This window comes from Acidovorax sp. Leaf73 (assembly GCF_916855635.1).
Lineage (GTDB): Bacteria > Pseudomonadota > Gammaproteobacteria > Burkholderiales > Burkholderiaceae_C > Acidovorax > Acidovorax facilis.
On record NZ_CAKASI010000001.1, the window covers coordinates 85,628 to 108,835 of the forward strand.

Sequence of the window (23,208 nt, forward strand, 5' to 3'; positions counted from 1 at the left end):
AGCGGCCGCCATCACCGGCGGGCCTGGCGCCGCGAGGAGTTTTTGCCATGACGCCCCAACGCATTCTTCTGATACAGGGCCACCCGGACGCGAGTGCGCCCCACCTGTGCCACGCGCTGGCGCAGGCCTATGCGCAGGGGGCCATCGCGGCGGGCCACGAGGTGCGCGAGATCGAGGTGGCTGCCATCGACTTTGCGCTGCTGCGCAGCCAGCACGAGTGGGAGCTGGGCCTGCTGCCCGCATCGCTCAAGCCTGCCCAGGCGGACATCGGCTGGGCGCAGCACATCGTGCTGTTTTTTCCGCTGTGGCTGGGCGACATGCCAGCCCTGCTCAAGGGTTTTCTGGAGCAGGTGGCACGACCCGGGTTTGCCTTCAACACCGAAGGCAGCAACCCCTTTGGCCGCAAGGGGCTCACAGGGCGCAGTGCGCGGGTGGTAGTCACCATGGGCATGCCAGCGCTGGTCTACCGCTGGTACTTCCGCGCGCACAGCGTGAAGTCGCTGGAGCGCAATATCCTGGGCTTTGTGGGCATTGCGCCGGTGCATGAGACGCTGGTGGGCAGCGTGGAGCAACTGGGCGACGATGGGATTGCCAAGTGGAAGGCGCGCATGCGTGCGCTGGGCGCGAAGGCGGCGTAGAGCCCTGGCCCTAGCCCTGCGCTGCGATGGCGATCATCCAAATGACCGCGCTGCAGCCAAGGCGCCCATGCGTTGGCTGATCGCAAAAAACTCTGCCACGGTGTCATCAATGATCTGCTGCGCGGTCTTGACAGAGTCAATCAATCCCGCGGTCTGCCCCGCCAGCGCAGGCGCCGCCTCCATGTCACCGTCAAAGTACACGCGCTGGATGCCCGCAAAGCTGTCGGCGGGCATGAGGCCTGCCTCATGGATGGCCTGGGTGCGCTGCGACTTGAGCGCGCGGATGCAGGGGCTGGCCTTGGTGTTGAGCATCCAGGTGCCGGTCACGCCCGCATCGACGATGGCGTTCTTGTAGTTGGCGTGCACGGGGCTTTCGGCGCAGCTCACAAACCGTGTGCCCATCTGTACCGCCTCAGCCCCCAGCGCAAAAGCCGCCGCCATGCCGCGCCCGTCGCAGATGCCCCCGGCGGCCACCAGCGGCACATCCACCCGCGCACGAATGGCTTGCAGCAGCACCAGGGTGGAGACCTCTTCGGGGTTCTTGAACCCGCCGCCTTCGCCGCCCTCGACCACCAGACCGTCGATGCCTGTGTCCACGCACTTGAGCGCCGCGTCCACCGTGGGCACGGCGTGGTACACGGTGATACCCGCATCCTTGAGCGGCGCAATGAACTTGGCCGGGCTGCCCGCCGAGGTGGTCACAAACTTCACACCCGACGCGCACACAAAGCGCAGCATGGCGTCGTCCTTCAAAAAGCGGATGGGCAGATTCACGCCAAACGGCAGGCCCAGTGCGCTCATCTTGGTGATCTCGGCCTGGCAGTTGGCCGTCTCGCCCGACGATGTCTCGATGATGCCCAGCCCGCCCGCGCGGGACACGGCCGATGCCAGCTGCGTGCGCGCGATCCAGCCCATTGGCGCCTGGATGATGGGGTAGCGCGCGCCCGTGTGGGCGAGGACGCGGTTGGTGGCGGGTACGGTCATGGGCGGAGTCTCCTGATTTTTGGAGTGCCCATTATTTCGACGGGTGCGCTGTCGTCGTGTCGCCCGGGTTACGGTGCAGTGGGCGTGCCTTGCGTCTCTTCCCACGGCAAGCGTGCAAACAGCCGCTGCCAATCGGAGACGGGGCTGGCGTTGGCAATCTCTGCCGTGTCGTGCCCGGGGCCCCAGCCCGCAGGCCCCGGCCATGGCAGCCCGCTGTCAAACGTCATCACAGCGCCCGACACGGGGTGTGGCACCGTCAGCTGCCACGCATGCAGCCACAGCCTCTGCTGCCCCAGCCGCTCGGCCCACCAGCGGTTGAGGGGGCCTTTGCCGTGTGTCGCGTCGCCAAGGATGGGGTGCGCCAGGTGTTTGAGGTGGCGGCGTATCTGGTGGCGCCGCCCTGTGGTGGGGATCGCCTCGACCAGCGAGGCGCGGGTGGTGGCAAAACGCGCATCACTGGCCTCGGGCAGCGTGAGCTGCGCCACGCGCCGAAAGCGGGTGTGGGCGTCCTGCACGGCCGCATCGGCCGGGGCATCGTCGGGCTTCAAGGCGTGGTCCACCTCGATGGCCTCGGGCGCCCAGCCGCGCACCAGGGCCAGGTAGCGCTTGTGCGTGGCGCCGTGCTCGAACGCCTGTGACAGTGCCCGTGCCGCATGGCTGTGCAGCGCCATCACCAGCACGCCGCAGGTGCCCTTGTCGAGCCGGTGCACGGGGAACACATGCTGGCCCAGCTGGTCGCGCAGGGTCTGCATCACAAACCGCGTCTCGCCCGCGTCCAGCCCCGTGCGGTGCACCAGCCAGCCCGCAGGCTTGTAGACGGCCACCAGGTGCTCGTCGCGCCAGAGGATGTGCAGAGGGGGCATGGAAGAAGGTAGAGAAAAAAGGGGCGGGAGGCCGTGGACAGGGGCCCAACCGCACGACAGCACGGCCGATGCCGGGGCTGGCGCAGGGCTCATGCGGTGGCATCGTTTCTACTATACGGCGGTGGGTAGGGCGCCCGGGTGGCCTGGCCTGCACACTGCTGACAAATTCTGGCAGCTGGGGCGGTAAGCTTTCCATCCACCAGAGAGAGGGCTTCATGATCCATCGCTTTCAATGCCAGTGTGCCAAGGTCGTCGGCGAGGTGGCCGACACGCGCTCCGCCATCCACGCCATCTGTTATTGCCGGGACTGCCAAGCCTATGCCCACCATCTGGGGCTGCCCGACGCGGTGCTGGACGCTCTGGCCGGCACCGAGGTGGTGGGCACGCATGCCCGCAACGTGTCTTTCACCAGTGGCACCGACCAGCTGGCCTGCCTGTCGCTGTCCGAGGCGGGATTGCTGCGCTGGTATGCGCGCTGCTGCAATACCCCCTTGGCCAATACGGGGCGCGACTGGCGCATGCCCTATGTGGGGCTGGTCCACCTGTGCCTGCGCGCGGGCGGCGAGCCGCTTGCGCCCGCGTTTGGGCCGGTGCAGATGCACCTGGAAACCTCCAGCGCCAAGGGCACGCCGCCCCGCATGCGCTGGAGCCAGCTGAAGGCGCTGCTGGGCTTCATGCCCCGCATTGCGGCGGCGCGATTCACCGGTAGCTACCGCCGCACACCATTCTTCACGGCCACTGGCGCGCCTGTGGTGGCGGTGCGTGTGCTGTCCGCCGCCGAACGCGAAAAGGCCGTGGCAGCGGTGTAGCAGCTGGGCCGGGTGCCATAGTTCTTTGCGCTACCACCCACGCGCCAGGGCGTGCCAGAATGCCGACGGTTTGCCATGGAGCCCCTGGTCTGGAGGCATGTGCATCGGCCCGCGCTGCGCTCCTCGCAAAACCGAAAAACAATACAAGGAGACCCCATGTCCGCTGGAGACTGGAAAGACATGTACGCCGCCGCAGTGGCGGGCGACCTGGCACTGGTGCGCCACCACATCAGCGCGGGCGTCAACCCCAACTACCAGCACCCCGAAATTTTGTGCACACCGCTGGTGGCCAGCCTGATCCATGGCCACAGCGAGATCGCGCACTACCTGCTGGCCCACGGTGCTGATCCGCAGCTCAAGTCTGACTTTGACGACATGACACCGCTGCAGGCGGCCCGGCGCCATCAGCGCAGCGAGTTCATTGTGCTGCTGCAGGCCCGGGGCGCGAAGGAAGAGCGCAAACCGTTCTGGTGGCGCTGGCTGCCGGTGTAGACGCCGAGCACACGCGCATCCGTAGAGCCCGCGCAGTCCAGGCCAGCGGCCGCCTCGCCGCCCGGGCGGCGTCCCACTCGGGGGGAAGAGCCGAATGCGACTCAGAGTGGGCTTCCTTCCTTTGCCCGCATCTTGGCCGCTATGTACTCGCCATGCGTCACATGCAACAGCCCGGCCACCTTGCTGATGGTGTGGTTCTCGTTGGCATCGATGTGGGCGTCGGCATACGCCACCTGCCACATGGCCTCCACGAGCTGGATCTTCTGGTCCTGCGTGAAGTGATCGTTGAGGCTGCTGGTAAATCGCTGGTAGTCGTAGGCGGTCTTCGATGTGGTTACGGCCAGCTCCAGCAGGCGCTCCAGCTCATCATCGCTCAGCGCAAATTTGCTGCGCAGGGCGGTCACCATGGTGGAACGCTCGGCGTCGTCCATGGCGGCATCAAACCGCACCACCTCCACCAGCAGCACGGCGGCTGCCAGTTGCACGGCGTGGGCGCGCGCGGCGGGCGACTGGGTGGTGGAGGGCTGCGTGAAGCTATCAAACAGGTCTTTGAGGGTTCGGAACATCGGGTGCTTTTCGGTGTGCGGGGCAAATGGGGTGGAGGCGCGGTGGATGGGTTGGTTCCCGCAGCGCGCGCGGGCGGGCAGCACACTTTGCGCTCGCGTGGTGCACCGCCCCGGCGACAATCGGGGGCCATGACGAAGAAAACCATACTCCCCCTGCAACTGCTGGTTGCCCCCGACAAGAACGATCCCAAGCCGCTGATCCTGTACCACGGGCGCAATTGCCCCGACGGCTTTGGTGCGGCGCTGGCCGCATGGCTGTACTACGGCGACAGTGCTGAATACGTGGGGCTCGACCACGGCGATGTCAAGTCTGTGGACGACCTGCCGCCCCTGCAAGGCCGTGCGGTTTACATCCTCGACTTTTCTTTTGCCGCCGAGGTGATGGCTGCCATCGACGAGCGTGCCGCCAAGCTGGTGATGCTGGACCACCACAAGAGCGCCGCCGAAAAACTCACTGGCTTTGCCTGCCGCTGCGGTGTGGTGCACTTCGACATGAGCAAGTCGGGCGCGCGCCTGGCGTGGGAGTTCTTTCACCCGCACGAGACTATCCCTGAGCTGCTCAAGTACGTGGAAGACCGCGACATCTGGAAGTGGGAGTTTGCCGAGAGCGCCGCGTTCTTGTCGGCCCTCGACATGGAAGAACAGGGCTTTGCGCGCTGGCGCGAGATCGCGGCCTTCACGCCCGAGCAGCTCAAGGAGTTCATGGTGCGCGGCGAGGCCATGGACCAGAAGTACAAGAAGCTCTGCGCCGACATTGCCGAAGGCGCGCAGCCGCTGGTGTTCAACGGCATCACCGGGCTGATGGTGAATGCGCCCGGCATGTTCCACAGCCTGGTGGGCGACATACTCTCGGCCAAGACCGGCACCTTTGCGCTGATGTGGAGCGCTGGCGAAAAAGGTGTGAAGGTGGGGCTGCGTGCGCAGCGCAACTTTGACTGCATCGCGCTGGCCGAAAGCATGGGCGGCGGCGGGCATGCGCAGGCCTGCGGCTTCAAGATGAAGGTGGAGCGCCTGCCCGAGCTGCTCTCTGGCACCTTCAACGCCTGAAGCAGGGGGCGGTTCTGAATAAAAATCGGCCTTTGCGCGCGATGGATAAGCGCTGATAGCTATTAAATATATAGCAATTGGCGCAAGCTACACCAGCCGCAAGTCCGCCCCCTTGGTCCCCGGAAACACCCGCGCCACGGCGGCCGCGTTCAGTCCGTACATGCGCGCAAACAGCCCGCCCAGCACGGCGCGGTAGTCGTTGAGCACGGGGTAGTCGCGGTTCTGGAACAAGGTGGTGGCCGTCAGCGCCTGCTGCTCGCCCACAATGCGCCCGCCGCCCACACCACCGCCCAGCACCCAGAACACGGTGCCGTGGCCGTGGTCGGTGCCCCGGTTGCCGTTCTCGCGGAAGGTGCGGCCAAACTCGCTGACCACCACGACCACTGTGGATTTCCACGCCGGGCCCATCTCGTCGGCAAAGCCAGCCAGGCCCCGGCCCAGCTCTTCAAACCGGTTGGCCAGCGCGCCCGTGGCCGCACCCTGTGCCACATGGGTGTCCCAGCCGCCTACGTCCACAAAGCCCAGTTGGTAGCGCGTCTGCATCAGCTTTGCCATGCGCCGCGCCGTGCCTTCAAAACCCTTGGTGCTCAGCGCATTGCGGCTGGCGGCTTCCATCTCGCCCTGCATGGTGCGCGCCACTTCTTCGCGCGTGGCAAAACCTTCGACCACGGGTGTGGCCAGTGGCGTGCCCCGGTACATGGATTCGATGAGCTGCGCCTGCCGCGCATCCACGCCGCTGCGGCCCGCCGCCGCGCTCAGCAGCGTGTTGGGCACATCCACTGCGCCGCGCAGCACCAGGGGCAAGGTGCTGGTGAAGGCCATGGGCTGCAGCGTGGCCGTGGCCGGGGTGTTGCCGGTGCGCGGGTTCAACTCGGCCACCAGCCGGTTCAAAAAACCTGAGCGGTAGTCGCGCCGCCCGCCCACGGGCTGGCCCAGCTCCATGCTGTCTTGCGTGTCGAAGTGGCTGCGCGAGAGGTCGTCGGTGCCCGCAAAGGGCACAAAGGCCAGCTGGCGCTGCTGGTACAGCGGCAGCATCGATTCGGCCAGTGCGGGGTGCAGGCCCCAGTCGGGCGTGAGCGGCAGCGCGCCACCGTCCTGCCCCGGACGGGCAATGGCGATGTTGGGCCGTGTCTCGTAGTAGTAGCTGCTGGCCGTGGGCACCAGCAGGCTGGCGCAGTCATAACCACCGCGCAAGAACACAAGCAGAAAACGCACGTCCGGCGCGCCGGGGGCGGCCATCGCGCTGGCGCTGCGCACGCCGAGGGCGCTGGCGCCCAGAGCTTGAAGAAGGTGTCTGCGTCGCATGGTGATTTCCTCAGCCGTGCATGAATTCCGGTGATGCAAGGAACAACAGGTTCCACTCACGCGGTGATGTTGCCTGCGCCAGCGCATTGTTCGTGGCGGCCGACCAGGTGGGCTGCAGGGCGCGCACATAGGCACTCTGTGCCAGCGGTGGGGGCGTGCGCTGCGATGCCGACTGTTCGGCCATCCTCATCTCCTTCTCGCGCGGGGTGGGCATGGGGGCGGTGGCCACCCCAGCCCCGATGGCGCGGGCGATCTCGAAGCGCGTGGACATCTGCCCTGAGCCTGCCCATGCCGCCGCGTCCAGCGGGTAGCCGTCGGGCGTGGCGCGGCCATACAGGGGCTCGGCCAGGCGCTGCAGCCAGCCCAGCGCGGGCTCGGCGCCGGGCAGCACGGCGTCGCCATGGGCCAGGCGCAGGCTGGCCAGCACATAGTGCACCGGGTCGCGAAAGCGCTGGCCCAGCGATGCCCGAAATTCCGGCGCGCTGAACAGTGCCTCCAGCACGGCGGCGATGTCGCCATCGGTGCGCTCGAACGTGTGGGCCAGGGTTTGCAGCAGCGCGGGCGGTGGCTTGTCGCCCACCAGGAAGAGCGCGATCTTGCGGGTGATGAAACGCGCCGTGGCCGGGGCGCGTGCCAGGCGGTCCAATGCTTCGTCCACCTCGACCAGGCCTTCGGCGCGCAGGGGCTGGCCCAGCAGGGTCTTGGGCTCCCAGTCATGCCGCTGGGGGTTGAACTCGAACAGGCCATCGCGCACGTAGTGGCGGCGCAGCGCGGGCTTCATGCGCGGGGGCTCGTCGCTGTCTGGCTGGCGCGCAATGCCCACGCCGGTCAGCACGCGTGCCAGCTCCTGCACGTCCTGCTGGCTGTAGCCGCCGTCCACGCCCAGGGTGTGCAGCTCCATCAGCTCGCGCGCATAGTTTTCGTTGATGCGGCCTGCTGCGTTGCGGGCGTTGTCCAGGTAATGCAGCATGGCCGGGTGGCGCACGGTGGCGCCCAGCAGGTCGCGAAAGCGCCCCAGCGCATGGGGACGGATGGCGCGTTCCTCGTAGTCGCCCACCAGCACACGCAGGTTGCCCTTGCCCGCAAACACGCTGAAGTGGTTCATCCAGAACCAGGTCATCTTCTCGCGCAGCTGGGTGGGCGAATACAGCGCGCGCAGCACAAAACGCTCGGCCGCCTCTTGCTGCAGCGCGCGCATGTCCTGCTGCCAGGCCTTGAGCGCAGCCTTGCGGCCGTCTTCGGTGGGCTGGGCCTTGGCGGCCTGGTGCTGGGCCTCCATGCGCGCGGCCAGCTCGGGCAGGGGCGTGCGGGTGATGGCCATGGCGTCGATCTGCGCCTGGGCCGCGCGGGGCAGCGTGGCAGGCGGGGGGCGCAGCTGCGCCGCCAGGTAGGCGGCAACCCCTTGCGGTGGCAGCGCTTGTGCGCCTTGGGCGGTGTTGCCCCAGGTCACGCGGTCCAGTAGGCGGGCCAGGGTGGGCTCGTCGGCGGTGTTCCAGGCAGCGGCGCCCGCCGGGGTGGTGGCGCGGGCCAGGCCCAGCGGGGCGGTGGCAGCCATGCCCAGCAGGCCTGCGAGCACGGTGCGGCGTTGAAGAAGACCTTGGGGCGGGGCGGAAGGAGCGTTCATGTGGTGCGCTTGGGGGCAGGCAGTGGGCGCATGGTGCTCCGCCTCAATGCGCCGTGCAAGCCTGCCGCGCGGGTTTTACCTGCGCGACACAAACGCCCCGGAGCTTGTTTACACGGGCTGTCGCACCGTCGCTGAACCGCTCAGCTGCTGGCCTGCGCAGCTTCCTCGAAACGGTCCACCGTGCGCAGTGTCTTGAAGGCCAGCATCCAGCCGCCCACCACGCCCAGCGTGCACAGCCCGCCCACCACGGCGGCGGGCACCACGCCCAGCCACGCGGCGCTGGTGCCCGCGCGGAACTCGCCCAGCTCGTTGGACGAGCCGATGAACAGCATGTTCACCGCGTTCACCCGCCCGCGCATGGTGTCGGGGGTGGAGAACTGCACCAGCGCGCCGCGGATGTACACGCTCACCATGTCGGCCGCGCCAGCCACCATCAGCGCCGCAAACGACAGCCAGAACCAGTGCGAGAGCGCAAACACCAGGTTGGCCACGCCAAACACCGCCACGGCGATGAACATGGTGCGCCCCACATGGCGGTTGAAGGGCCGCATGCTCAGGTACAGCCCCGCGCCCACCTCGCCCACGGCCATGGCGCTGCGCAGCGCGCCCAGGCCCGCCGGGCCCACATGCAGCACCTCTTGCGCGTAGATGGGCAGCAGGGCCACCACGCCCCCCAGCAGCACGGCGAACAGGTCCAGCGAAATGGTGCCCAGGATGATGGGCCGGGTGCGGATGAAGGTGATGCCTGCGCCAAAGCGCTCGAACATCGTTCCCTGCGCGGGGCCGGGCGCCGTGGCATGGGCCACCACCACACGCAGCAGCAGCGCCACGCCCAGCACAAAACACGCGCAGCACACGGCGTAGGTCAGCTCGCCACCGCCCAGCGCATACAGCAGCCCGCCCAGCAGCGGCCCTCCGATGCTGGCCACGCGCATCAGCATGCTGTTGGCGGCAATGGCCTGCGCGAGCTGCCCGCGCGGGACGATCTGCGGCAGCAGGCTTTGCATGGCTGGCCCCGAAAAAGCGCGTGCGCAGCCATACAGCACCAGCACCGCATAAATGCCCGCCACACCGCTGGCCCCATGGCCCGCCAGCCACCACAGCAGGGCACTGCACACGCCGCCCACCGACCAAGCCAGCGCCAGGATGCGCCTGCGGTCAAAGCGGTCGATCAAATCGCCTGCTGGCAGCAGCAGGGCCAGCATGGGCAGAAACTGCGCCAGACCCACATAGGCCAGTGCCAGCGGCTCGCGGGTGAGGTCATACACCTGCCAGGCCACCACCACGGCCTGCACCTGGGTGGCGACCACGGCCACCACGCGGGCGATCAGAAAGGAAATGAAGCCGGAGTGGCCGTAGACGCTGGAGGTCTCCGCATCGGGTGCTGCAGGGGGGGAATGGGGGACTGTCATGAAAACGGAGTGGGGGCGGCCGGGGCAGCGCACGCTGGGGGCCAGATGGGAAAGACCCCAGGATGCTAGCGGCTGTGCAGCCTGCACGCTGGGGGCTTGGGGGAAGACCCGCAGAAATGGGTCTTCAGGTTTTGCCCTGGCCCGCCGATAAGGCAGAGAAGAAGAAGCGGGTTTGCGGCCTCGGCGCTGCTGCTGCGTGGGGCTGGGCGTGCCGCTTCGACCGGTTTGTACCGTTTGTCTATTCATCTGCTTTGACCAGGAGTCCCCGGGGCGTGCCATGGCGTTGACGATCAACACCAACGTGATGTCGCTGAATGCGCAGCGCCGGCTTGGCGGTGCACAAAGTGACATGGGCACGACCGTGCGGCGCCTGTCCTCGGGCTTGCGCATCAACAGTGCCAAGGACGACGCAGCGGGCCTGGCGATCTCCGAGCGGTTCACTTCGCAGATCCGGGGGCTCAACCAGGCGGTGCGTAATGCCAACGACGGCGTTTCGCTCATGCAGACGGCCGAGGGCGCGCTGCAGAGCGTCACCGCCAGCCTGCAGCGCATCCGCGAGCTGGCCGTGCAGGCCGCCAACGACACCAACAGCGCGTCTGACCGCCAGGCCATCCAGGCCGAGGTGACGCGGCTGGCGCAAGAGATCGACCGCACCGGGCGCACCACGCAGTTCAATGGCATGGACGTGTTCGACCGCTCCGACGCCAGCGTGGTGGGCGACGAGAACCTGCTGTCCGTGTTTGACGGCCTGACCAGCGCGGGCAGCTGGCTGGAGAGCAGCGAAAACCTCATCCGCAACTACTTTGGCCTGCAGGGCGATGGCGCGGCCATCGACATCCGCTACACCGGCTTTACCGACAACGCGGGCGGTGTGGCCGCCTATGTGCAGGTCACCGGGTTTGACGGGCAGGGGCGGGGCAACAACCTGGTGCTGCAGGTGGACATGGCCGACTTCGTGCCGCCCAACCCGCCCAATGGGGGCTCCGCACCGTTCTACAACGACCGTGTGATTGCCCACGAAATGGTGCACGCGGTGATGGCCCGCTCCACCAACTGGCAGAACATCACCGGCAGCCACTTGTGGTTTGCCGAAGGCGCGGCCGAATTCATCCACGGCGCCGAAGAACGGGTGCGCGCCGACGTGGCCAACCTGGGCGTGGCCGCTGTGGTGGCGGCCATTGGCGGGCCCAGCAACACCAGCGAGTTCTACTCGTCCAGCTACTCGGCCGTGCGCTACATGCACGAGCGCATCAAGACGGCGGGCGGCACCGGCATCAAGGATGTGCTCACCTACATGAGCAACAACCCCGGCTCCACGCTGGACGCGGCCATTGGCGCAGCCTCGGCCGGGGCCTTCACCAACGCGGGGGATGTGCTCGCGCAGTTCGGGCTCAACGGCGCGGCCTTCATCGGCGGTTTTGACCTGAACAATGCCGACACCGGCGCCATTGGCGGCGCCGACGTGGACGGCGGCATGGTGCGCGACGCCAAGGCGGCGCTGCCCAACCAGGGCAGCCGTTCGGGCAAGGACGCACTGCATGGCTTCACCGAGACCTACGAAAACATCGCCTCAACCAGCGGCGCCATCAGCACCAAGGTGTTCCAGGTGGGCGCCAATGCCAACCAGACCCTGGAAACCCGCGTGGGCGCGATTGGCCTGGGGGCCATGGGCCTGCGCAACACGCTGGACGTGACCACCTCGGCCGCGCAGGCCATCGTGTCGGTAGACCGCGCGCTGGACTACGTGAACAGCCAGCGCGCCGTCATCGGCGCCCAGTCCTCGCGGCTGGAGTCGGCCATTGCCAACCTGCAGATCGGCAGCGAAAACCTGTCGGCCAGCCGCTCGCGCATTGTCGACACGGATTTCGCGGTAGAGACCGCCAGCCTGGCCCGCCAGCAGATCCTGCAGCAGGCGGGCAACGCCATGGTGGTGCAGGCCAACCAGATGCCCCAGGGCGTGCTGGCACTGCTGCGCACCTGAGGCAGCTTGAAAAGAGGATCAGCGCTGGCTGTGCCGGTGCCGGTAGGTCCACGGCGCCAGTGGCCGCTTCTGTGACCATAACCCTGTGCCGCTGCTGCGCGCTTGGCGCTGCAGCGCCACCAGCTGCGGGCGGGATTCGGCATAGGGCGTGTACACCCAGGCCAGGCCGGCGCGCACCTGTGCCGTAGCCACATCGGCGCTGCCGCAGCGCACATGGGCCACCGTGCGGCCGTAGCTGTCTTCGTCCACCGGCTGCAGCGCGGCGCGTTGCCTGAAGCACAGCTGCGCCAGGTGCTGCCGTGACTTCTGGCCAAAGGCCTGGCGTGACTCGGGCGCGTCGATGGCGGCGATACGCACCTTCACCTGCTGGTAGGCACCGGGCGCGCCGCAGCGCACGGTCAGGGTGTCGCCGTCGCTGATGGCGACGACCAGGCAGAGCAGGGAGGCAAGGGGCACGGCAGCAGAGGGAGAGAGAAATGGTGGAAGGCGAGCAAGAAGGCACGTGACAGAATGTTGTGTCAAATTGCCACTTTGCGCTTTATGGATAAGCGCTAACAGCTATCAATAGTGTAGCATCTGGCGTGTTGTCTCTACGGGCTGCTGCAAATTGATACCTTGACGCGTGCAATGCCCGAAATGGTGCGCAGGGCGTGCGTGCAGGGCTTTGGGCTGTGGTTACCACGCTTTCAGCCCCTCCACGGGCAAGGGCGTTGTGCCAGGCTGGGCATAGGGCTTTCTAGAATCGACGGGAACCGGGTGTGGTGCAGACTGTCAGAACGCCATGGCAGCCGTTCTTCGCCGCTATGGCAACCGGAAATGCCCCCCGCAATGACGACTTTCTTGATGATGTTGATGACCCCGAAGGAGTGCCCGCCCTTGCGTTTGTGCCTTTTCCCGACCCGCTTTACTGTTCGTTCTGGCGCCGCTGCAGGTAGCTTGGCTCTGGCCGCATTGCTGGCAGGCTGTGTGGGCACCACGCCCAAGACGTTTGGGGTGCAGGAGAGTTTTGGTTCGGTGGCCACCTACTCGCGCCTGTTTGACGCCACGCCCGCCCAGACCTGCGAGGCATCGCGCCGCGCGCTGCTGAGCCAGGGCTACATCATCTCCACCCACCAGCCGGAGCTGGTGGAGGGCAAAAAGAGCTTCCAGCCCGAAGCCGAGTCGCACCTTCAGATGGTGGTGCGCGTGGTGTGTGTGCCCGAGGCCAATGACGGCAAGGTGAGCCTGGGCTTTGTGACGGCGCTGCAGGACACCTATGCCCTGCGCAAGACCAACAACTCGGCCAGCGTGGGCGTGGGCGCCATCGGGTCCGTGTCGCTGCCGTTTTCTGCCAGCAGCGAATCGCTGGTCAAGGTGGGCAGCGAGACCATCTCGAAGGACGCTTTCTACGAGAGCTTCTTCGATCTGGTCAAGCGCTACCTCGTGATGGACCAGGCGCAAGCCATCGGTGGCTGACGCGGAGGTTCCAGGCACTGGGGCCTGAGCGCTCTGGGCCTGCGCTCTCGGAGGGGCGTGGCAATCCCGCAGCGGTTCTCACTCTCCGCGCCAGCGCGCCACCAACTCCCATCCCTGCGGCCAGTCACCCAGGCCACTGTCGGCATTGAGGTGGCCCCGCGCACCCAGCACCACGTGCTCGGCGTTCCAGGCGCTGGCGCACTGCGCCGAAAAGCCGGGGGTGGAATACGGGTCGCTGGTGCTGCTCATCAGCACCCGTCTCGGCAGGTCGGGCTGGGCGGGCAGCACGGCAGGCAGTGGGGCAAAGCCTTTGGCGTCGGCCGGAAAATTCGGCCCCGCGGGGTCTGGCACCGCCACCAGCAGCAGCGCTTGCACGGGCCGGGGGTGGCGCGCGGCCCAGTGCACTGCGACCAGGCAGCCCAGGCTGTGTGCCACCAGGATGGGGGGCTGGGGCGATGCAGCAACGGCGTCATCGAGCGTGCGCACCCAGGTGTCGCAATCGGGGTGGTCCCAGTCGGCCTGCTCCACCCGCGCCACGCCCGCATGCCGGGTTTGCCACAATGACTGCCAATGTGTGGGGCCCGAGTTGTAGATGCCCGGAATCAGCAAAACAGGTCGCGTCGTCATTCAATGTCCTTGTTCTCAAAGCAGATCCATCACTGCCCGCCAACGATAGGAAATCGCCGCTGATTCGGCCAGGGGGGCTCATCGGAAATCGCCCGCCCAAACCTTGAAGTCATCGTTAAGAGCCTGTTCAAAGAAAGCACCCCGTGGAACTGGACAAAAAAGACCGGCAGATCCTCATGGCCCTGCAGCACGACGCGCGGCAAAGCCTGTCGGCGCTGGGCAAGCAGATCGGCCTGTCGCAGCCTGCGATGAGCGAGCGTGTGAAAAAGCTCGAAGACGCGGGCGTGATTGCAGGCTACGCGGCCCGCATCAACCTGGACGCCGTGGGCCTGGGCCTGCAGGCGGTGGTGCGGGTGCGCACCACGCACGAGCACATCCAGCGCTATGTGTTGCTGTTCCAGTCCCTGCCCGAAGTGCTGGATGTTGTGCGCGTGACCGGCGAAGACTGCTTCGTGGTGCGCTGCGCCTTCGACCAGCCCGCCGACCTGGAGCGTGTGGTGGATGCGCTGGCCGCGTTTGGCAGCGTCTCCACCTCGCTGGTGCTGTCGCACCCGGTGAACAAGGCGGTGCCGCTGGGTTAAGAGTTTTTCGTCCAAAGAGCCGCTGGCGCTTGATGGATAAGCGAAAATAGCTATGAAAACAATAGCGTCAAGAGGCGTGGCTATGGGTTGCGTTGCGAGGCTGGCGGCACCTTGTACCTCAGCTCTGCAAAGATGCCGCCCAGCGTTGTCACCGACTGCAGGCGCAGCGCCGGTTGTGTGATCCGGCGTGGCAACAGCGGCTTGCCCGCACCCAGTGTGACCGGTGCGATCTGCACGATCAACTCGTCCAGCAGGCCCGCGTCACAAAACTGCCCCACCAGCTCGCCCCCGCCCACGATCCACACATTGCGCCCCGCTGCGGCCCGCACCATGGACTGGTGCATGGGCCGCACATCGCCATGCACAAAGCGCACATCGGCGCCCGGGATGGCGCGCAGCGTGCGCGTGCTGAACACCCATGTGGGCTGCACGTAGGGCCATGGCTGGCCTGCGTCGATGGCGTGTTTCAGCATCCATTCGTAGGTGTGCGAGCCCATGGCCAGCGCACCCACGTCGCGGATGAAAGCGGGGTAGCTGGAGCCCTCGATCTCGCCGAACTGCAAGAGCCAGCCAAGGTCATGGTCTGCCGTGGCAATGAAGCCGTCGAGGCTGGAAGCGCCGTAGAACTGTGTGATGGTCATGGGCGCTCACTGTGAAGACCGGCTGCTGACAACGTGCTGGCAGCAAGCCGGGAGGGCGGCGGGAAGGCCCGAGTGCGTCAGGGTAACTGCACCGTCTCCGCCAGATGCCCGTACACCGTGGCAATGCGCCGCAGGTGCCGCGACTCGGGGTGCGTCAGCAGCCACAGCTCGGTTTCACAGTCGGCCAGCGACCCGGTGAGGGGGCGCAGGTCGCTGCGGCCCTGGGCCAGAAAGAGGGGCAGCACCCCCACGCCCATGCCCAGGGCCACCAGCTCCATCACGGTGAGCAGGCTGTTGACGCGGTAGGTGGGCTGCGCCTTGGGGTATTGCTTTTTGCGCCAGCGCACCGAGGGGTGGTCGGGCAGCGCGTCGTCGGGCGCAATCCAGGCTGCGCGGCCCGCCTCCACGTCGGACAGGACCAGCGGGCTGGCGGTGCCTGCGTACAGCGCGGATCGGATCATGCCCAGTTGCCGACCCACCAGGTGTTGTGGTGGACGCTTGGTGGCGCGCACGGCGATGTCGGTGTCTCGGCGCGTCAGGCTCACCAGTTCATTGCCCGCATGCAGTTCGTATACCAAGGCCGGGTGCCGGGGCTGCAGCACCTGCAGGGCGGGGGCGATGAGGCCGTGCAGGAGGGTGTCGGTGGTGGAGATGCGCACCGTGCCCGACACCTGCTCGGGCTGTGCCTGCGTGGCCGTGCGGGCGGCCTCCAGGGCGGCTTCCACGCGCTCGGCCTGCTCGGCCAGGGCCTGGGCCAGCTCCGAGGCGCGGTAGCCCGCGCGCGAGCGCTCGAACAGCGACTGGCCCAGCCCGCGCTCGATGCGCTGGATGGCACGGAACACCGTGGACGCATCCACGCCAAGCCGTTCACCGGCTGCTGCCAAGGTGCCGGTGCGCACCATGGCCAGCAGCACTTCCAGCTCTGCGGCGCCCAATTGGTATTGCGCGGTTGCAATCGATGTTTTCATGTTTGCTTATTTTGTTTGCGCCAATGCAATCATAAATTCTGCTGGTCGCCATACGTCGGTAGATACACCAACGGGCGATGCCCACCCTCTTGCCATAGAAAGCCCGCCCCATGAAGCGCACCTGCACCTGCATTGCCCGCCTGTTGAACACCCTCTGTGCCCCACACGCTCAAGGATGGGCCGCATGAGCTCGCGAACAGCCGCACCCGCACTCACCCTGGTCTCGCATGCGCTGTGCCCCTACGTGCAGCGCGTGGCCATCGTTCTGCACGAAAAGGGGCTGGCGTTTGAGCGCCGCACCATTGACCTGGCCCGCAAGCCCGACTGGTTTCTGGCCCTCTCGCCGCTGGGCAAGACCCCGGTCTTGCAGGTGCAGGGCCAAAGCCTGTTCGAGTCCGCTGTGATCTGCGAATACCTGGACGAAGTGGCCATGCCCGTGTTGCACCCGTCAGATCCGCTGCAACGCGCACGCCACCGGGCATGGATGGAGTTTGGCTCTGCCGTGCTGAACACCATCGGCGGCTTCTACGCCGCGCCGGATGAGGCCACGCTGCAGGCCCGCGCGCTGGACCTGCGCAGCCGCTTTGTGCAGATCGAAGAGGCCCTGGGCCAGCGCAGCGCGCCGGGGCCGTACTTTGCCGGGCCGGACTTTGGCATGGTGGATGCGGTGTTCGGCCCGGTGTTCCGGTACTTTGACGTCATCGACACCTTGCCGGTTGTGGATGACCTGGGGCTCTGGCACGGCTTGCCGCTGGTGCAGCAGTGGCGCGCTGCGCTGGCTGCGCGCCCTTCTGTGCAGCAGGCCGTGGGTGCGGACTATGCCGAGGGCTTGCGGGCCTTTTTGCTGGCGCGCGGCTCGGCACTGTCGCGGCGCATGCAGGCGGTGGCCGCGTAGGCTAGGGATCCTCTGCACGAATCACCGCGCCGCGTGCCTCTGCGGCCTCGGGCGGTCTGCCGCGTTGCAAGTACTCGCAATAGCTACGGCTATTGCTGCGCCTTGCGCCTTGCCGCCCATCCCGATCCGCAGCTCACACTTACCGCTCAATTCGTGCAGAGGATCCCTGGCGGTTCAATCCGCCCAGGTGCCCGGCGCCAGCCCGTCCAGCGTGTACGGCCCGATGGCCGCACGGATGAGCCGCAGCGTGGGGTGGCCCACGGCGGCCGTCATGCGGCGCACCTGGCGGTTGCGGCCTTCGCGGATGATCAGCTCGATCCAGGCAGTGGGGATGGCTTTGCGCTCGCGGATAGGCGGGTTGCGGTCCCACACCTCGGGCGCGGGCTCCAGCAGCCGTGCGCGGGCGGGCAGGGTGGGGCCGTCGTTCAACACCACGCCGCTGCGCAGCGCGGCCAGCGCGGCCTCCTCGGGGACGCCCTCCACCTGCACCCAGTAGGTCTTCTCCATCTTGAAGCGCGGGTCCGCAATGCGGGCCTGTTGCTTGCCGTCGTTGGTCAGCAGCAGCAGGCCCTCGCTGTCGGCATCCAGCCGCCCCGCCACGTATACGCCGGGCAGGTCGATGTAATCCTTCAGGCCCTGCCATTTGCCCTCGGCCGTGAACTGGCTGAGCACGCCGTAGGGTTTGTTGAAGCGGATCAGGCGGGTTGTCATCGACGACGGCGTGGGAGCGGTGAGGGTGGATCGGGGCGCGCAGGGCTGCCGAGCATAGCTGCAGCGAGGGAGGAAAGAACCAGTGCGGCGCTGAGTGAACAGGGTGGCGTCTGACACCTGCTTCATCCTCCGGCCTGGCCGGGGGGCGGAGCTTGACAGGTAAAATAGGCCTCCAGCGCAACGCTAGCTTGCGCTGGCAGCTATTTAATCCATAGCTGATACATCTGGGCAAGTGTTGCCTGACCCTCTCATCCAGGCCTCAAGGAGACACCGCCATGACCACCATTGAACTCGACATTGCCCAGACCATCGGCATCGCTGCCGTGCTGCTGGTGGTGGGCGAGTTCATCAAAAACCGCGTCGGCTTGCTCTCGCGTTACTTCATTCCCGGGCCCATCATCGGCGGACTGGTGTTTTCGCTGATTGCGCTGGTGGGCCACCAGACGGGCCTGTTCACCTTTCAGTTCTACGACAACATGCGCGCCTTTTTGCTGCTGGTGTTTTTCACCACCATCGGCTTTTCGGCCAGCTTCGAGCTGCTCAAGAAAGGCGGTGTCGGCGTAGCGCTGTTTCTGGCCGCCGCCGTGGGCCTGGTGGTGCTGCAGAACCTGCTGGGCGCCGGGCTGGCTGCTGCGCTGGGCGTGCATCCGCTCATCGGCGTGGCGGCGGGGTCCATATCGCTCACGGGTGGGCACGGCACCTCGGCCGCGTTTGGCCCGCTGCTGGAGCAGGCGGGCGCCGCAGGTGCGTTGCCCGCCGCCATTGCAGCGGCCACCTATGGCCTGGTGGCGGGTTGTGTGATTGGCGGCCCGCTGGGCACCCTGCTGATGCGGCGCAATGGCCTGCACACCTCGGGGTTGGCTGCGGGCATGCCAGCCGGTGCCACCGCCACGGCGGCTGGCGCTGTCGACGCCGCCAATGCCTCCACCGCCCGCCCTGCAGCCCCGGCCCCCATGGGCAACAGCGACACTGTGATGTACGCCAGCATCCTGATTGCCGTGTCCATCGGGGCAGGCACGTTGCTGGTCAACTGGCTCAAGGGCCTGGGCATTACGCTGCCTTCGTACCTGGGCCCGATGCTGGTGGCGGCGCTGGTGCGCAACATCATCGACTGGCGCGACAGTGCGCTGCCCCTGCGCCAGTTCGAGGTGGTGGGCAACGTGTCGCTGGCGTTCTTCCTGGCCATGGCGTTGATGTCGATGAAGCTGTGGGAGCTGGCCGAGGTGGCCGGGCCGCTGCTGGTCATCCTGCTTGCCCAAACCGTGCTGATGTTTGCGTATGGCTACTTTGTCACCTTCCGTGTGATGGGCCGTGACTATGACGCCGCCGTCATCGCCGCCGGCCACTGCGGCTTTGGCATGGGCGCCACGCCCAACGCCATGGCCAACATGCAGGCGTTCACCGCCGTCAATGGGCCATCGGTGAAGGCGTTTTTTGTGATCCCGCTCGTGGGTTCGCTCTTCATCGACTTTTTCAACGCCGTGATCATCACAGGTTTCATGAATTATTTGAAGTGACCCCCTGATCCGCTTCGCGTCTTCCCCCGTAGGGGGACGCCTCCAGCGGCCCGGCGAAGCCGGTTCCGCGGTGGCGCTGGTAGGGGCGCGCCCCCTTCAAGCGCTGTTGGCCCGCAGCAACGGTGGATACCGAAGCTACACAGCCACAAACAGCGCAGGGTCCACCATGGTTCTGTTCAGCATCACTCCCCAGTGCAGGTGCGGCCCGGTCACGCGGCCGGTGGCGCCCACCTTGCAGAACGCGTCGCCCGCCTGCAGCACATCCCCCACGCGCACCTCCATGCTGCTCAGGTGGCAGTACATCGTCAGCAGGCCCTGGCCGTGGTCCAGCCACACCGTGCCGCCATTGAAGAAGTAGTCGCCCACGTCAATCACCCGGCCTGGCAACGGTGCCACGATGGGCGTGCCCGTGGCGGCGGCAATGTCCATGCCGCTGTGCGGATTGCGCGGCTGGCCGTTGAACACGCGCCGCAGCCCGAACGAGCTGGACTGCCGCCCAGGCACCGGCACCCGCATGCGCAGTGACGGCAGGGCCACGCCGGCGGGCTGCTCGGTGAAGGTCGCCATCACCTGCGCCTGGTGGTCGCGCTCGCGCTCGTAGCGGGCCTGGTCCTCGGGTGAAAGGTCTACCGTGCGCGGCGATACCTTGAGGTGCTGCTCCTTGTATTGCTTGGGGGCTACGGCGTAGTGCACCAGGCGCGGGCTGCCGCCGCCTTCGGCCAGCACGCTGATGAAGGCATCGCCCGGCGCTGCCGCCAGCGGTATGCCCACGATGGCCGTCCACTCAATGGCATCGCCCACCACCCGCAGCGGCACATCCACATCGCCCTGGCGCACCTGCGCCACCGGCCGTGTGGCCGCCGGGCCCAGCGACAGCCGCGCCACACCACCGGGCACCTGCAGCGCCTGGGGCCACACCGTGGGCGCGGGTGGCAAGGGCTTGGCGTGCAGCAGCCCCACCAGGGCGGGCTGGGCGAGAAGGCCCGCCGTGCCGATCAAGGCGCTGCGGCGGTTGATGGGAGTGGCTGGGCGGATGAGGGCAGGGCGGGCAGGTTCAGACACAGCAGGGCAACGGTAAGAAAAAAGCGCAATGGGGGGGAGTGGATGGCAAGCGCGCTGCAGCCGCGCGTGCACGGCGAGCACCCCGCAATTGTGCCGCCCAGCGTTGGCGGCGTCGGCCTACATCGCCACCCCCAGGTCGCCACCTACCATCGCGCCATGCCACCCGCCGCCCCCCGCCGCCGCTCCACCATGCTCACTGTCTTGCTCACGGCCCTGGCCACGGGGGCCCTTGTCTTGTTGGCGCTCAACTTCACGGCGGGCGAGAAAAAAGTGCAGCAGCAGCTGCCGCGCCTGTACAGCACCGCCCACCCGCAGTTCGAGCGCGCCCTGGGCAGCCTGCTGGGCCCGGGCATTGTGGGCGGCAATGCGGTGACGGAGCTGCTCAACGGCGACCAGATCTTTCCGCCCATGCTGGCCGCGATCAAATCCGCGCAAAAAAGCGTCACCTTCGAAACCTACATCTACTGGTCGGGCGACATCGGCAAGCAGTTTGCCGACGCCCTGAGCGAGCGCGCCCGCGCGGGTGTGCCCGTGCATGTGCTGCTCGACTGGGTAGGCAGCGCCAAGATGGAAGAGAGCTACCTGGCCGAGATGAAAGCGGCCGGGGTGCAGATCGAAAAATTCCACAAACCCCACTGGTACAACCTGGCCCGCCTGAACAACCGCACCCACCGCAAGCTTTTGGTGGTGGACGGACAGGTGGGCTTTACCGGTGGCGTGGGCATTGCGCCTGAGTGGACGGGCCACGCGCAAGATCCCAACCATTGGCGCGACTCACACTACCTGGTGCGTGGCCCGGTGGTGGCGCAGATGCAGGCTACTTTTTTGGACAACTGGCTCAAGGTCACCGGCAAGGTGCTGCATGGCGAGGCGTACTTTCCGGCCATCGCACAAGACCCTCCCGTGGGCACGCAAAAGGCGCAGATGTTCTCCAGCTCGCCATCGAGTGGCAGCGAGAGCATGCAGCTCATGTACCACTTGGCCATCACCGCGGCCGAGCGCAGCATCGACCTGTCGGTGGCGTACTTCGTGCCCGATGAACTGACCCACAAGTTGCTGATGGATGCCCTGGCGCGCGGCGTGCGCCTGCGTCTGGTGACCCCCGGTGAACACACCGACACCGAAACGGTGAAGGCTGCATCCCGCGCCACCTGGGGCCCGCTGCTGCAGGCGGGCGCCGAGATTTATGAATACACGCCCACCATGTACCACTGCAAGGTCATGATCGTGGACCAGCTGCTGGTGTCGGTGGGCTCCACCAATTTTGACAACCGCTCGTTCCGCCTCAACGATGAGGCCAACCTGAACGTGTACGACGCGGCATTTGCAAAGCGCCAGACGCAGGTGTTTGAAGACGATATCCAGCGGTCACGCCGTGTGACGTATGAGGCCTGGTTGGACCGGCCGCTGCGCGAGAAAGCGCACGAAAAACTGACGGCCTTGCTACGGTCGCAGTTGTGATGGGGTTTGAATGAAATCAGGTGCTAGCGCTTTTGGGTAAAGCGCCAGACGCTATCAATAGTGTCGTTTTCTGCGTCTGATGCGGGGGCGAAGACGCAGCCCGGACTCTTCAACCCAAGCAGGCATTTGCCCCCAATGTCCCAAGTTTCTAACTCGGGACCCTCGTCCATCAGTGCGTCACAAACTCATACGTTACTGCCTCGCTGTCCACCATGTCGAGGATGTCGTCCAGCACATCTTCATCTTCGGTGCTGGCCCACAGGTCTTCGGGGTCTGCCGCAAACAGGGGTTCGATGGCAATGTCCATGAACTTGCCGTCGGGCAGCTTGATGACAGGCGTGCCTTCGGAGGTATCGACCAGCTCCCAGTCGTCGGGCACGGTCATTTCGAGTTGGATGGTGACGTTGAGTTTTTTCATGGCGATTCCTTGTTGCTAACCGGGCAGGGTAACCCACTTTGAGAAGAATGGGTGTGTAGCGCTTACTGCACCAGCGCAATGTGCTATAAAAAATAGAGCATTGGAAGAGGCCTTGTACCTGCGCAGCCTGGCACCGGTACGGGGCGGGCTGCATGGCATGCCACTTGCGTTGCTTGGAGCCTGCTGGTGTCGAAGCCCGCAGATGCTCATGACCGCCCGCAAATGCTCGCGCAGAAACCACCAACGACCATCCCGTGCATAACGCTGCGGGATGCACGCAGGCCTGCTGTATTGTTGGTGGCGATTCCCGTGCCAGGCACCCCCTTCACCAAACTGTCCCTCACCCACCGGAGAACCTCGAAATGATCACCCAAAAAATCTTCGCCGTGGCCGCAGCCGCCGTGGCCGCCACCCTCGCCTTCAGCCAGGCCGCACAAGCCGGCCCCCGGCTCGACAAGATCATGGAGGCCAAGGTCATCCGCGTGGGCACGCCTGGCGACTACCGCCCGTTTGCCATCAAGACCGACGCGGGCTACAGCGGCCACGACATCGACGTGATCGAAACCATGGCCAAGGAGCTGGGCGTGAAGATCGAATACGTGCCCACCACCTGGCCCAACCTGGTGAAGGACCTGCAGGGCGACAAGTTCGATGTGGCCGTGGGCGGCATCACCCGCAACGTCAACCGCATGCGCATCTTTGACATGCTGCCCGGCTACGCCCCGTTCGGCAAAGTGGCCCTGGTGCGCACGGCCGACAAGGCCAAATACACCAGCGTGGACGCCATGAACCAGCCCGCCGTGCGCGTCATCAAGAACCCCGGCGGCACCAACGAAACCTATGTGCTGGCCAACCTCAAGGCCGCTCAGGTCAGCACGCACGACAAGAACGCTGAGATCCCCGCGCTGATCGCCGATGGCAAGGGCGACGTGATGATCACCGAAACCTACGAAGCCCTGCACTACGCCAAGGCCGACCCGCGCCTGCACGCCGCGTTTGTGGATGCGCCGCTCACGCCCAAGAACTACCTGGGCTTCATGTTGCCCACCGACGACGCTGACTATGTGCGTGTGATGGGCTTTGTGTGGGGCCTGGTGGACAGCCGGGGGACCATCAAGCAGGCGGCAGACAAGTGGCTGAAGTGATCAGGG

General features: G+C 66.4%; 24 protein-coding genes. 11 read left to right on the top strand and 13 right to left on the bottom strand.

The genetic code is table 11. From position 1 onward, the window contains the following. Positions 1–47 precede the first annotated feature (47 nt). Positions 48–638 carry an NAD(P)H-dependent oxidoreductase gene (locus LPA35_RS00405; protein ID WP_121419494.1) on the top strand — a complete coding sequence of 197 codons (591 nt, stop codon included), beginning with the start codon at positions 48–50 and terminating at the stop codon, positions 636–638. 33 nt (positions 639–671) lie between these two features. Here the strand turns inward: LPA35_RS00405 and LPA35_RS00410 are convergent, their stop codons facing one another. Then, the gene (locus tag LPA35_RS00410) at positions 672–1,622 is read right to left on the bottom strand and encodes a nitronate monooxygenase family protein (protein ID WP_228894339.1); all 951 of its coding nucleotides are present in this window, start codon (positions 1,620–1,622) and stop codon (positions 672–674) included. A gap of 68 nt (positions 1,623–1,690) precedes the next feature. Next, positions 1,691–2,485, bottom strand: a complete 795-nt coding sequence (locus LPA35_RS00415; RefSeq protein ID WP_228894340.1) for a pseudouridine synthase — start codon at positions 2,483–2,485, stop codon at positions 1,691–1,693. Positions 2,486–2,700: 215 nt separating this feature from the next. Here LPA35_RS00415 and LPA35_RS00420 point away from each other — a divergent pair, with 215 nt between their 5' ends. Both LPA35_RS00420 and LPA35_RS00425 read left to right on the top strand, forming a co-directional pair. Next, positions 2,701–3,294 (top strand): DUF6151 family protein, encoded by a 594-nt coding sequence (locus tag LPA35_RS00420; RefSeq protein WP_228894342.1) that lies wholly within the window; start codon positions 2,701–2,703, stop codon positions 3,292–3,294. Between the two features lie 156 nt (positions 3,295–3,450). Continuing rightward, a complete protein-coding gene (locus LPA35_RS00425; protein WP_228894343.1) occupies positions 3,451–3,786 on the top strand; it encodes an ankyrin repeat domain-containing protein in 336 nt (111 codons plus the stop codon). A 101-nt stretch (positions 3,787–3,887) separates the two neighbouring features. Here LPA35_RS00425 and LPA35_RS00430 read toward each other — a convergent pair whose 3' ends face one another. After that, complete coding sequence (locus tag LPA35_RS00430; RefSeq protein WP_121419499.1) at positions 3,888–4,352, bottom strand: TerB family tellurite resistance protein; 465 nt, start codon at positions 4,350–4,352, stop codon at positions 3,888–3,890. A 129-nt stretch (positions 4,353–4,481) separates the two neighbouring features. Between LPA35_RS00430 and LPA35_RS00435 the strand changes: the two genes are divergently transcribed. After that, positions 4,482–5,399 carry a DHH family phosphoesterase gene (locus LPA35_RS00435; protein WP_228894345.1) on the top strand — a complete coding sequence of 306 codons (918 nt, stop codon included), beginning with the start codon at positions 4,482–4,484 and terminating at the stop codon, positions 5,397–5,399. A gap of 87 nt (positions 5,400–5,486) precedes the next feature. On the opposite strand, the gene LPA35_RS00440 is transcribed toward LPA35_RS00435, so the two are convergent. The 3 genes from LPA35_RS00440 to LPA35_RS00450 form a co-directional block, all read right to left on the bottom strand. After that, positions 5,487–6,704, bottom strand: coding sequence for a DUF1501 domain-containing protein (locus tag LPA35_RS00440; protein WP_228894358.1), 1,218 nt, complete (start codon positions 6,702–6,704; stop codon positions 5,487–5,489). Between the two features lie 10 nt (positions 6,705–6,714). After that, positions 6,715–8,328 carry a DUF1800 domain-containing protein gene (locus tag LPA35_RS00445; RefSeq protein ID WP_228894366.1) on the bottom strand — a complete coding sequence of 538 codons (1,614 nt, stop codon included), beginning with the start codon at positions 8,326–8,328 and terminating at the stop codon, positions 6,715–6,717. Positions 8,329–8,468: 140 nt separating this feature from the next. Then, positions 8,469–9,740: an MFS transporter gene (locus tag LPA35_RS00450; protein WP_228894369.1), complete on the bottom strand. Its 1,272-nt coding sequence runs from the start codon at positions 9,738–9,740 to the stop codon at positions 8,469–8,471. A gap of 277 nt (positions 9,741–10,017) precedes the next feature. Between LPA35_RS00450 and LPA35_RS00455 the strand changes: the two genes are divergently transcribed. Next, positions 10,018–11,721, top strand: a complete 1,704-nt coding sequence (locus LPA35_RS00455; RefSeq protein WP_228894370.1) for a flagellinolysin — start codon at positions 10,018–10,020, stop codon at positions 11,719–11,721. An 18-nt stretch (positions 11,722–11,739) separates the two neighbouring features. Here LPA35_RS00455 and LPA35_RS00460 read toward each other — a convergent pair whose 3' ends face one another. Next, on the bottom strand, positions 11,740–12,177 hold the full coding sequence (locus LPA35_RS00460; RefSeq protein ID WP_121419505.1) for a thermonuclease family protein: 438 nt from the start codon (positions 12,175–12,177) through the stop codon (positions 11,740–11,742). Positions 12,178–12,549: 372 nt separating this feature from the next. Between LPA35_RS00460 and LPA35_RS00465 the strand changes: the two genes are divergently transcribed. Then, a complete protein-coding gene (locus tag LPA35_RS00465) occupies positions 12,550–13,176 on the top strand; it encodes a DUF2242 domain-containing protein (RefSeq protein ID WP_228894371.1) in 627 nt (208 codons plus the stop codon). A gap of 78 nt (positions 13,177–13,254) precedes the next feature. Here the strand turns inward: LPA35_RS00465 and LPA35_RS00470 are convergent, their stop codons facing one another. After that, on the bottom strand, positions 13,255–13,803 hold the full coding sequence (locus LPA35_RS00470) for an alpha/beta hydrolase (protein ID WP_228894373.1): 549 nt from the start codon (positions 13,801–13,803) through the stop codon (positions 13,255–13,257). A 143-nt stretch (positions 13,804–13,946) separates the two neighbouring features. On the opposite strand from LPA35_RS00470, the gene LPA35_RS00475 reads away from it, so the two are divergent. Beyond that, positions 13,947–14,384, top strand: coding sequence for an Lrp/AsnC family transcriptional regulator (locus LPA35_RS00475; RefSeq protein WP_228894375.1), 438 nt, complete (start codon positions 13,947–13,949; stop codon positions 14,382–14,384). Positions 14,385–14,464: 80 nt separating this feature from the next. On the opposite strand, the gene LPA35_RS00480 is transcribed toward LPA35_RS00475, so the two are convergent. Next, positions 14,465–15,025 carry a dihydrofolate reductase family protein gene (locus tag LPA35_RS00480; RefSeq protein WP_228894378.1) on the bottom strand — a complete coding sequence of 187 codons (561 nt, stop codon included), beginning with the start codon at positions 15,023–15,025 and terminating at the stop codon, positions 14,465–14,467. A 77-nt stretch (positions 15,026–15,102) separates the two neighbouring features. Next, positions 15,103–15,993, bottom strand: a complete 891-nt coding sequence (locus LPA35_RS00485; RefSeq protein WP_228894379.1) for a LysR family transcriptional regulator — start codon at positions 15,991–15,993, stop codon at positions 15,103–15,105. Between the two features lie 184 nt (positions 15,994–16,177). Here LPA35_RS00485 and LPA35_RS00490 point away from each other — a divergent pair, with 184 nt between their 5' ends. After that, positions 16,178–16,888 (top strand): glutathione S-transferase family protein, encoded by a 711-nt coding sequence (locus LPA35_RS00490; RefSeq protein WP_228894381.1) that lies wholly within the window; start codon positions 16,178–16,180, stop codon positions 16,886–16,888. A gap of 174 nt (positions 16,889–17,062) precedes the next feature. Here LPA35_RS00490 and LPA35_RS00495 read toward each other — a convergent pair whose 3' ends face one another. Next, on the bottom strand, positions 17,063–17,599 hold the full coding sequence (locus tag LPA35_RS00495; protein ID WP_228894383.1) for a pseudouridine synthase: 537 nt from the start codon (positions 17,597–17,599) through the stop codon (positions 17,063–17,065). A gap of 275 nt (positions 17,600–17,874) precedes the next feature. Here LPA35_RS00495 and gltS point away from each other — a divergent pair, with 275 nt between their 5' ends. Then, entirely contained in the window at positions 17,875–19,116 is a 1,242-nt protein-coding gene (gene gltS, locus LPA35_RS00500; RefSeq protein WP_228894387.1) for a sodium/glutamate symporter, read from the top strand. Between the two features lie 135 nt (positions 19,117–19,251). Here the strand turns inward: gltS and LPA35_RS00505 are convergent, their stop codons facing one another. After that, complete coding sequence (locus LPA35_RS00505) at positions 19,252–20,178, bottom strand: M23 family metallopeptidase (protein ID WP_228894389.1); 927 nt, start codon at positions 20,176–20,178, stop codon at positions 19,252–19,254. Positions 20,179–20,367: 189 nt separating this feature from the next. Here LPA35_RS00505 and LPA35_RS00510 point away from each other — a divergent pair, with 189 nt between their 5' ends. After that, the gene (locus LPA35_RS00510) at positions 20,368–21,639 is read left to right on the top strand and encodes a phosphatidylserine/phosphatidylglycerophosphate/cardiolipin synthase family protein (RefSeq protein ID WP_228895894.1); all 1,272 of its coding nucleotides are present in this window, start codon (positions 20,368–20,370) and stop codon (positions 21,637–21,639) included. Positions 21,640–21,808: 169 nt separating this feature from the next. Here LPA35_RS00510 and LPA35_RS00515 read toward each other — a convergent pair whose 3' ends face one another. Beyond that, positions 21,809–22,057: a hypothetical protein gene (locus LPA35_RS00515; RefSeq protein WP_121419513.1), complete on the bottom strand. Its 249-nt coding sequence runs from the start codon at positions 22,055–22,057 to the stop codon at positions 21,809–21,811. 362 nt (positions 22,058–22,419) lie between these two features. On the opposite strand from LPA35_RS00515, the gene LPA35_RS00520 reads away from it, so the two are divergent. Beyond that, positions 22,420–23,202 carry a transporter substrate-binding domain-containing protein gene (locus LPA35_RS00520; protein WP_228894391.1) on the top strand — a complete coding sequence of 261 codons (783 nt, stop codon included), beginning with the start codon at positions 22,420–22,422 and terminating at the stop codon, positions 23,200–23,202. Positions 23,203–23,208 lie beyond the last annotated feature (6 nt).

Excerpts from the sequence above, each read along its gene's own strand:
- LPA35_RS00510 (WP_228895894.1), top strand. The coding sequence starts at position 20,368 with ATGCTCACTGTCTTGCTCACGGCCCTGGCCACGGGGGCCCTTGTCTTG.
- LPA35_RS00455 (WP_228894370.1), top strand. The coding sequence starts at position 10,018 with ATGGCGTTGACGATCAACACCAACGTGATGTCGCTGAATGCGCAGCGC.
- LPA35_RS00440 (WP_228894358.1), bottom strand. The coding sequence starts at position 6,704 with ATGCGACGCAGACACCTTCTTCAAGCTCTGGGCGCCAGCGCCCTCGGC.
- LPA35_RS00430 (WP_121419499.1), bottom strand. The coding sequence starts at position 4,352 with ATGTTCCGAACCCTCAAAGACCTGTTTGATAGCTTCACGCAGCCCTCC.
- LPA35_RS00490 (WP_228894381.1), top strand. The coding sequence starts at position 16,178 with ATGAGCTCGCGAACAGCCGCACCCGCACTCACCCTGGTCTCGCATGCG.
- LPA35_RS00405 (WP_121419494.1), top strand. The coding sequence starts at position 48 with ATGACGCCCCAACGCATTCTTCTGATACAGGGCCACCCGGACGCGAGT.
- LPA35_RS00480 (WP_228894378.1), bottom strand. The coding sequence starts at position 15,025 with ATGACCATCACACAGTTCTACGGCGCTTCCAGCCTCGACGGCTTCATT.
- LPA35_RS00485 (WP_228894379.1), bottom strand. The coding sequence starts at position 15,993 with ATGAAAACATCGATTGCAACCGCGCAATACCAATTGGGCGCCGCAGAG.
- LPA35_RS00470 (WP_228894373.1), bottom strand. The coding sequence starts at position 13,803 with ATGACGACGCGACCTGTTTTGCTGATTCCGGGCATCTACAACTCGGGC.
- LPA35_RS00515 (WP_121419513.1), bottom strand. The coding sequence starts at position 22,057 with ATGAAAAAACTCAACGTCACCATCCAACTCGAAATGACCGTGCCCGAC.
- LPA35_RS00435 (WP_228894345.1), top strand. The coding sequence starts at position 4,482 with ATGACGAAGAAAACCATACTCCCCCTGCAACTGCTGGTTGCCCCCGAC.
- LPA35_RS00410 (WP_228894339.1), bottom strand. The coding sequence starts at position 1,622 with ATGACCGTACCCGCCACCAACCGCGTCCTCGCCCACACGGGCGCGCGC.
- LPA35_RS00415 (WP_228894340.1), bottom strand. The coding sequence starts at position 2,485 with ATGCCCCCTCTGCACATCCTCTGGCGCGACGAGCACCTGGTGGCCGTC.
- LPA35_RS00450 (WP_228894369.1), bottom strand. The coding sequence starts at position 9,740 with ATGACAGTCCCCCATTCCCCCCCTGCAGCACCCGATGCGGAGACCTCC.
- LPA35_RS00520 (WP_228894391.1), top strand. The coding sequence starts at position 22,420 with ATGATCACCCAAAAAATCTTCGCCGTGGCCGCAGCCGCCGTGGCCGCC.
- gltS (WP_228894387.1), top strand. The coding sequence starts at position 17,875 with ATGACCACCATTGAACTCGACATTGCCCAGACCATCGGCATCGCTGCC.
- LPA35_RS00495 (WP_228894383.1), bottom strand. The coding sequence starts at position 17,599 with ATGACAACCCGCCTGATCCGCTTCAACAAACCCTACGGCGTGCTCAGC.
- LPA35_RS00465 (WP_228894371.1), top strand. The coding sequence starts at position 12,550 with ATGACGACTTTCTTGATGATGTTGATGACCCCGAAGGAGTGCCCGCCC.
- LPA35_RS00445 (WP_228894366.1), bottom strand. The coding sequence starts at position 8,328 with ATGAACGCTCCTTCCGCCCCGCCCCAAGGTCTTCTTCAACGCCGCACC.
- LPA35_RS00425 (WP_228894343.1), top strand. The coding sequence starts at position 3,451 with ATGTCCGCTGGAGACTGGAAAGACATGTACGCCGCCGCAGTGGCGGGC.
- LPA35_RS00420 (WP_228894342.1), top strand. The coding sequence starts at position 2,701 with ATGATCCATCGCTTTCAATGCCAGTGTGCCAAGGTCGTCGGCGAGGTG.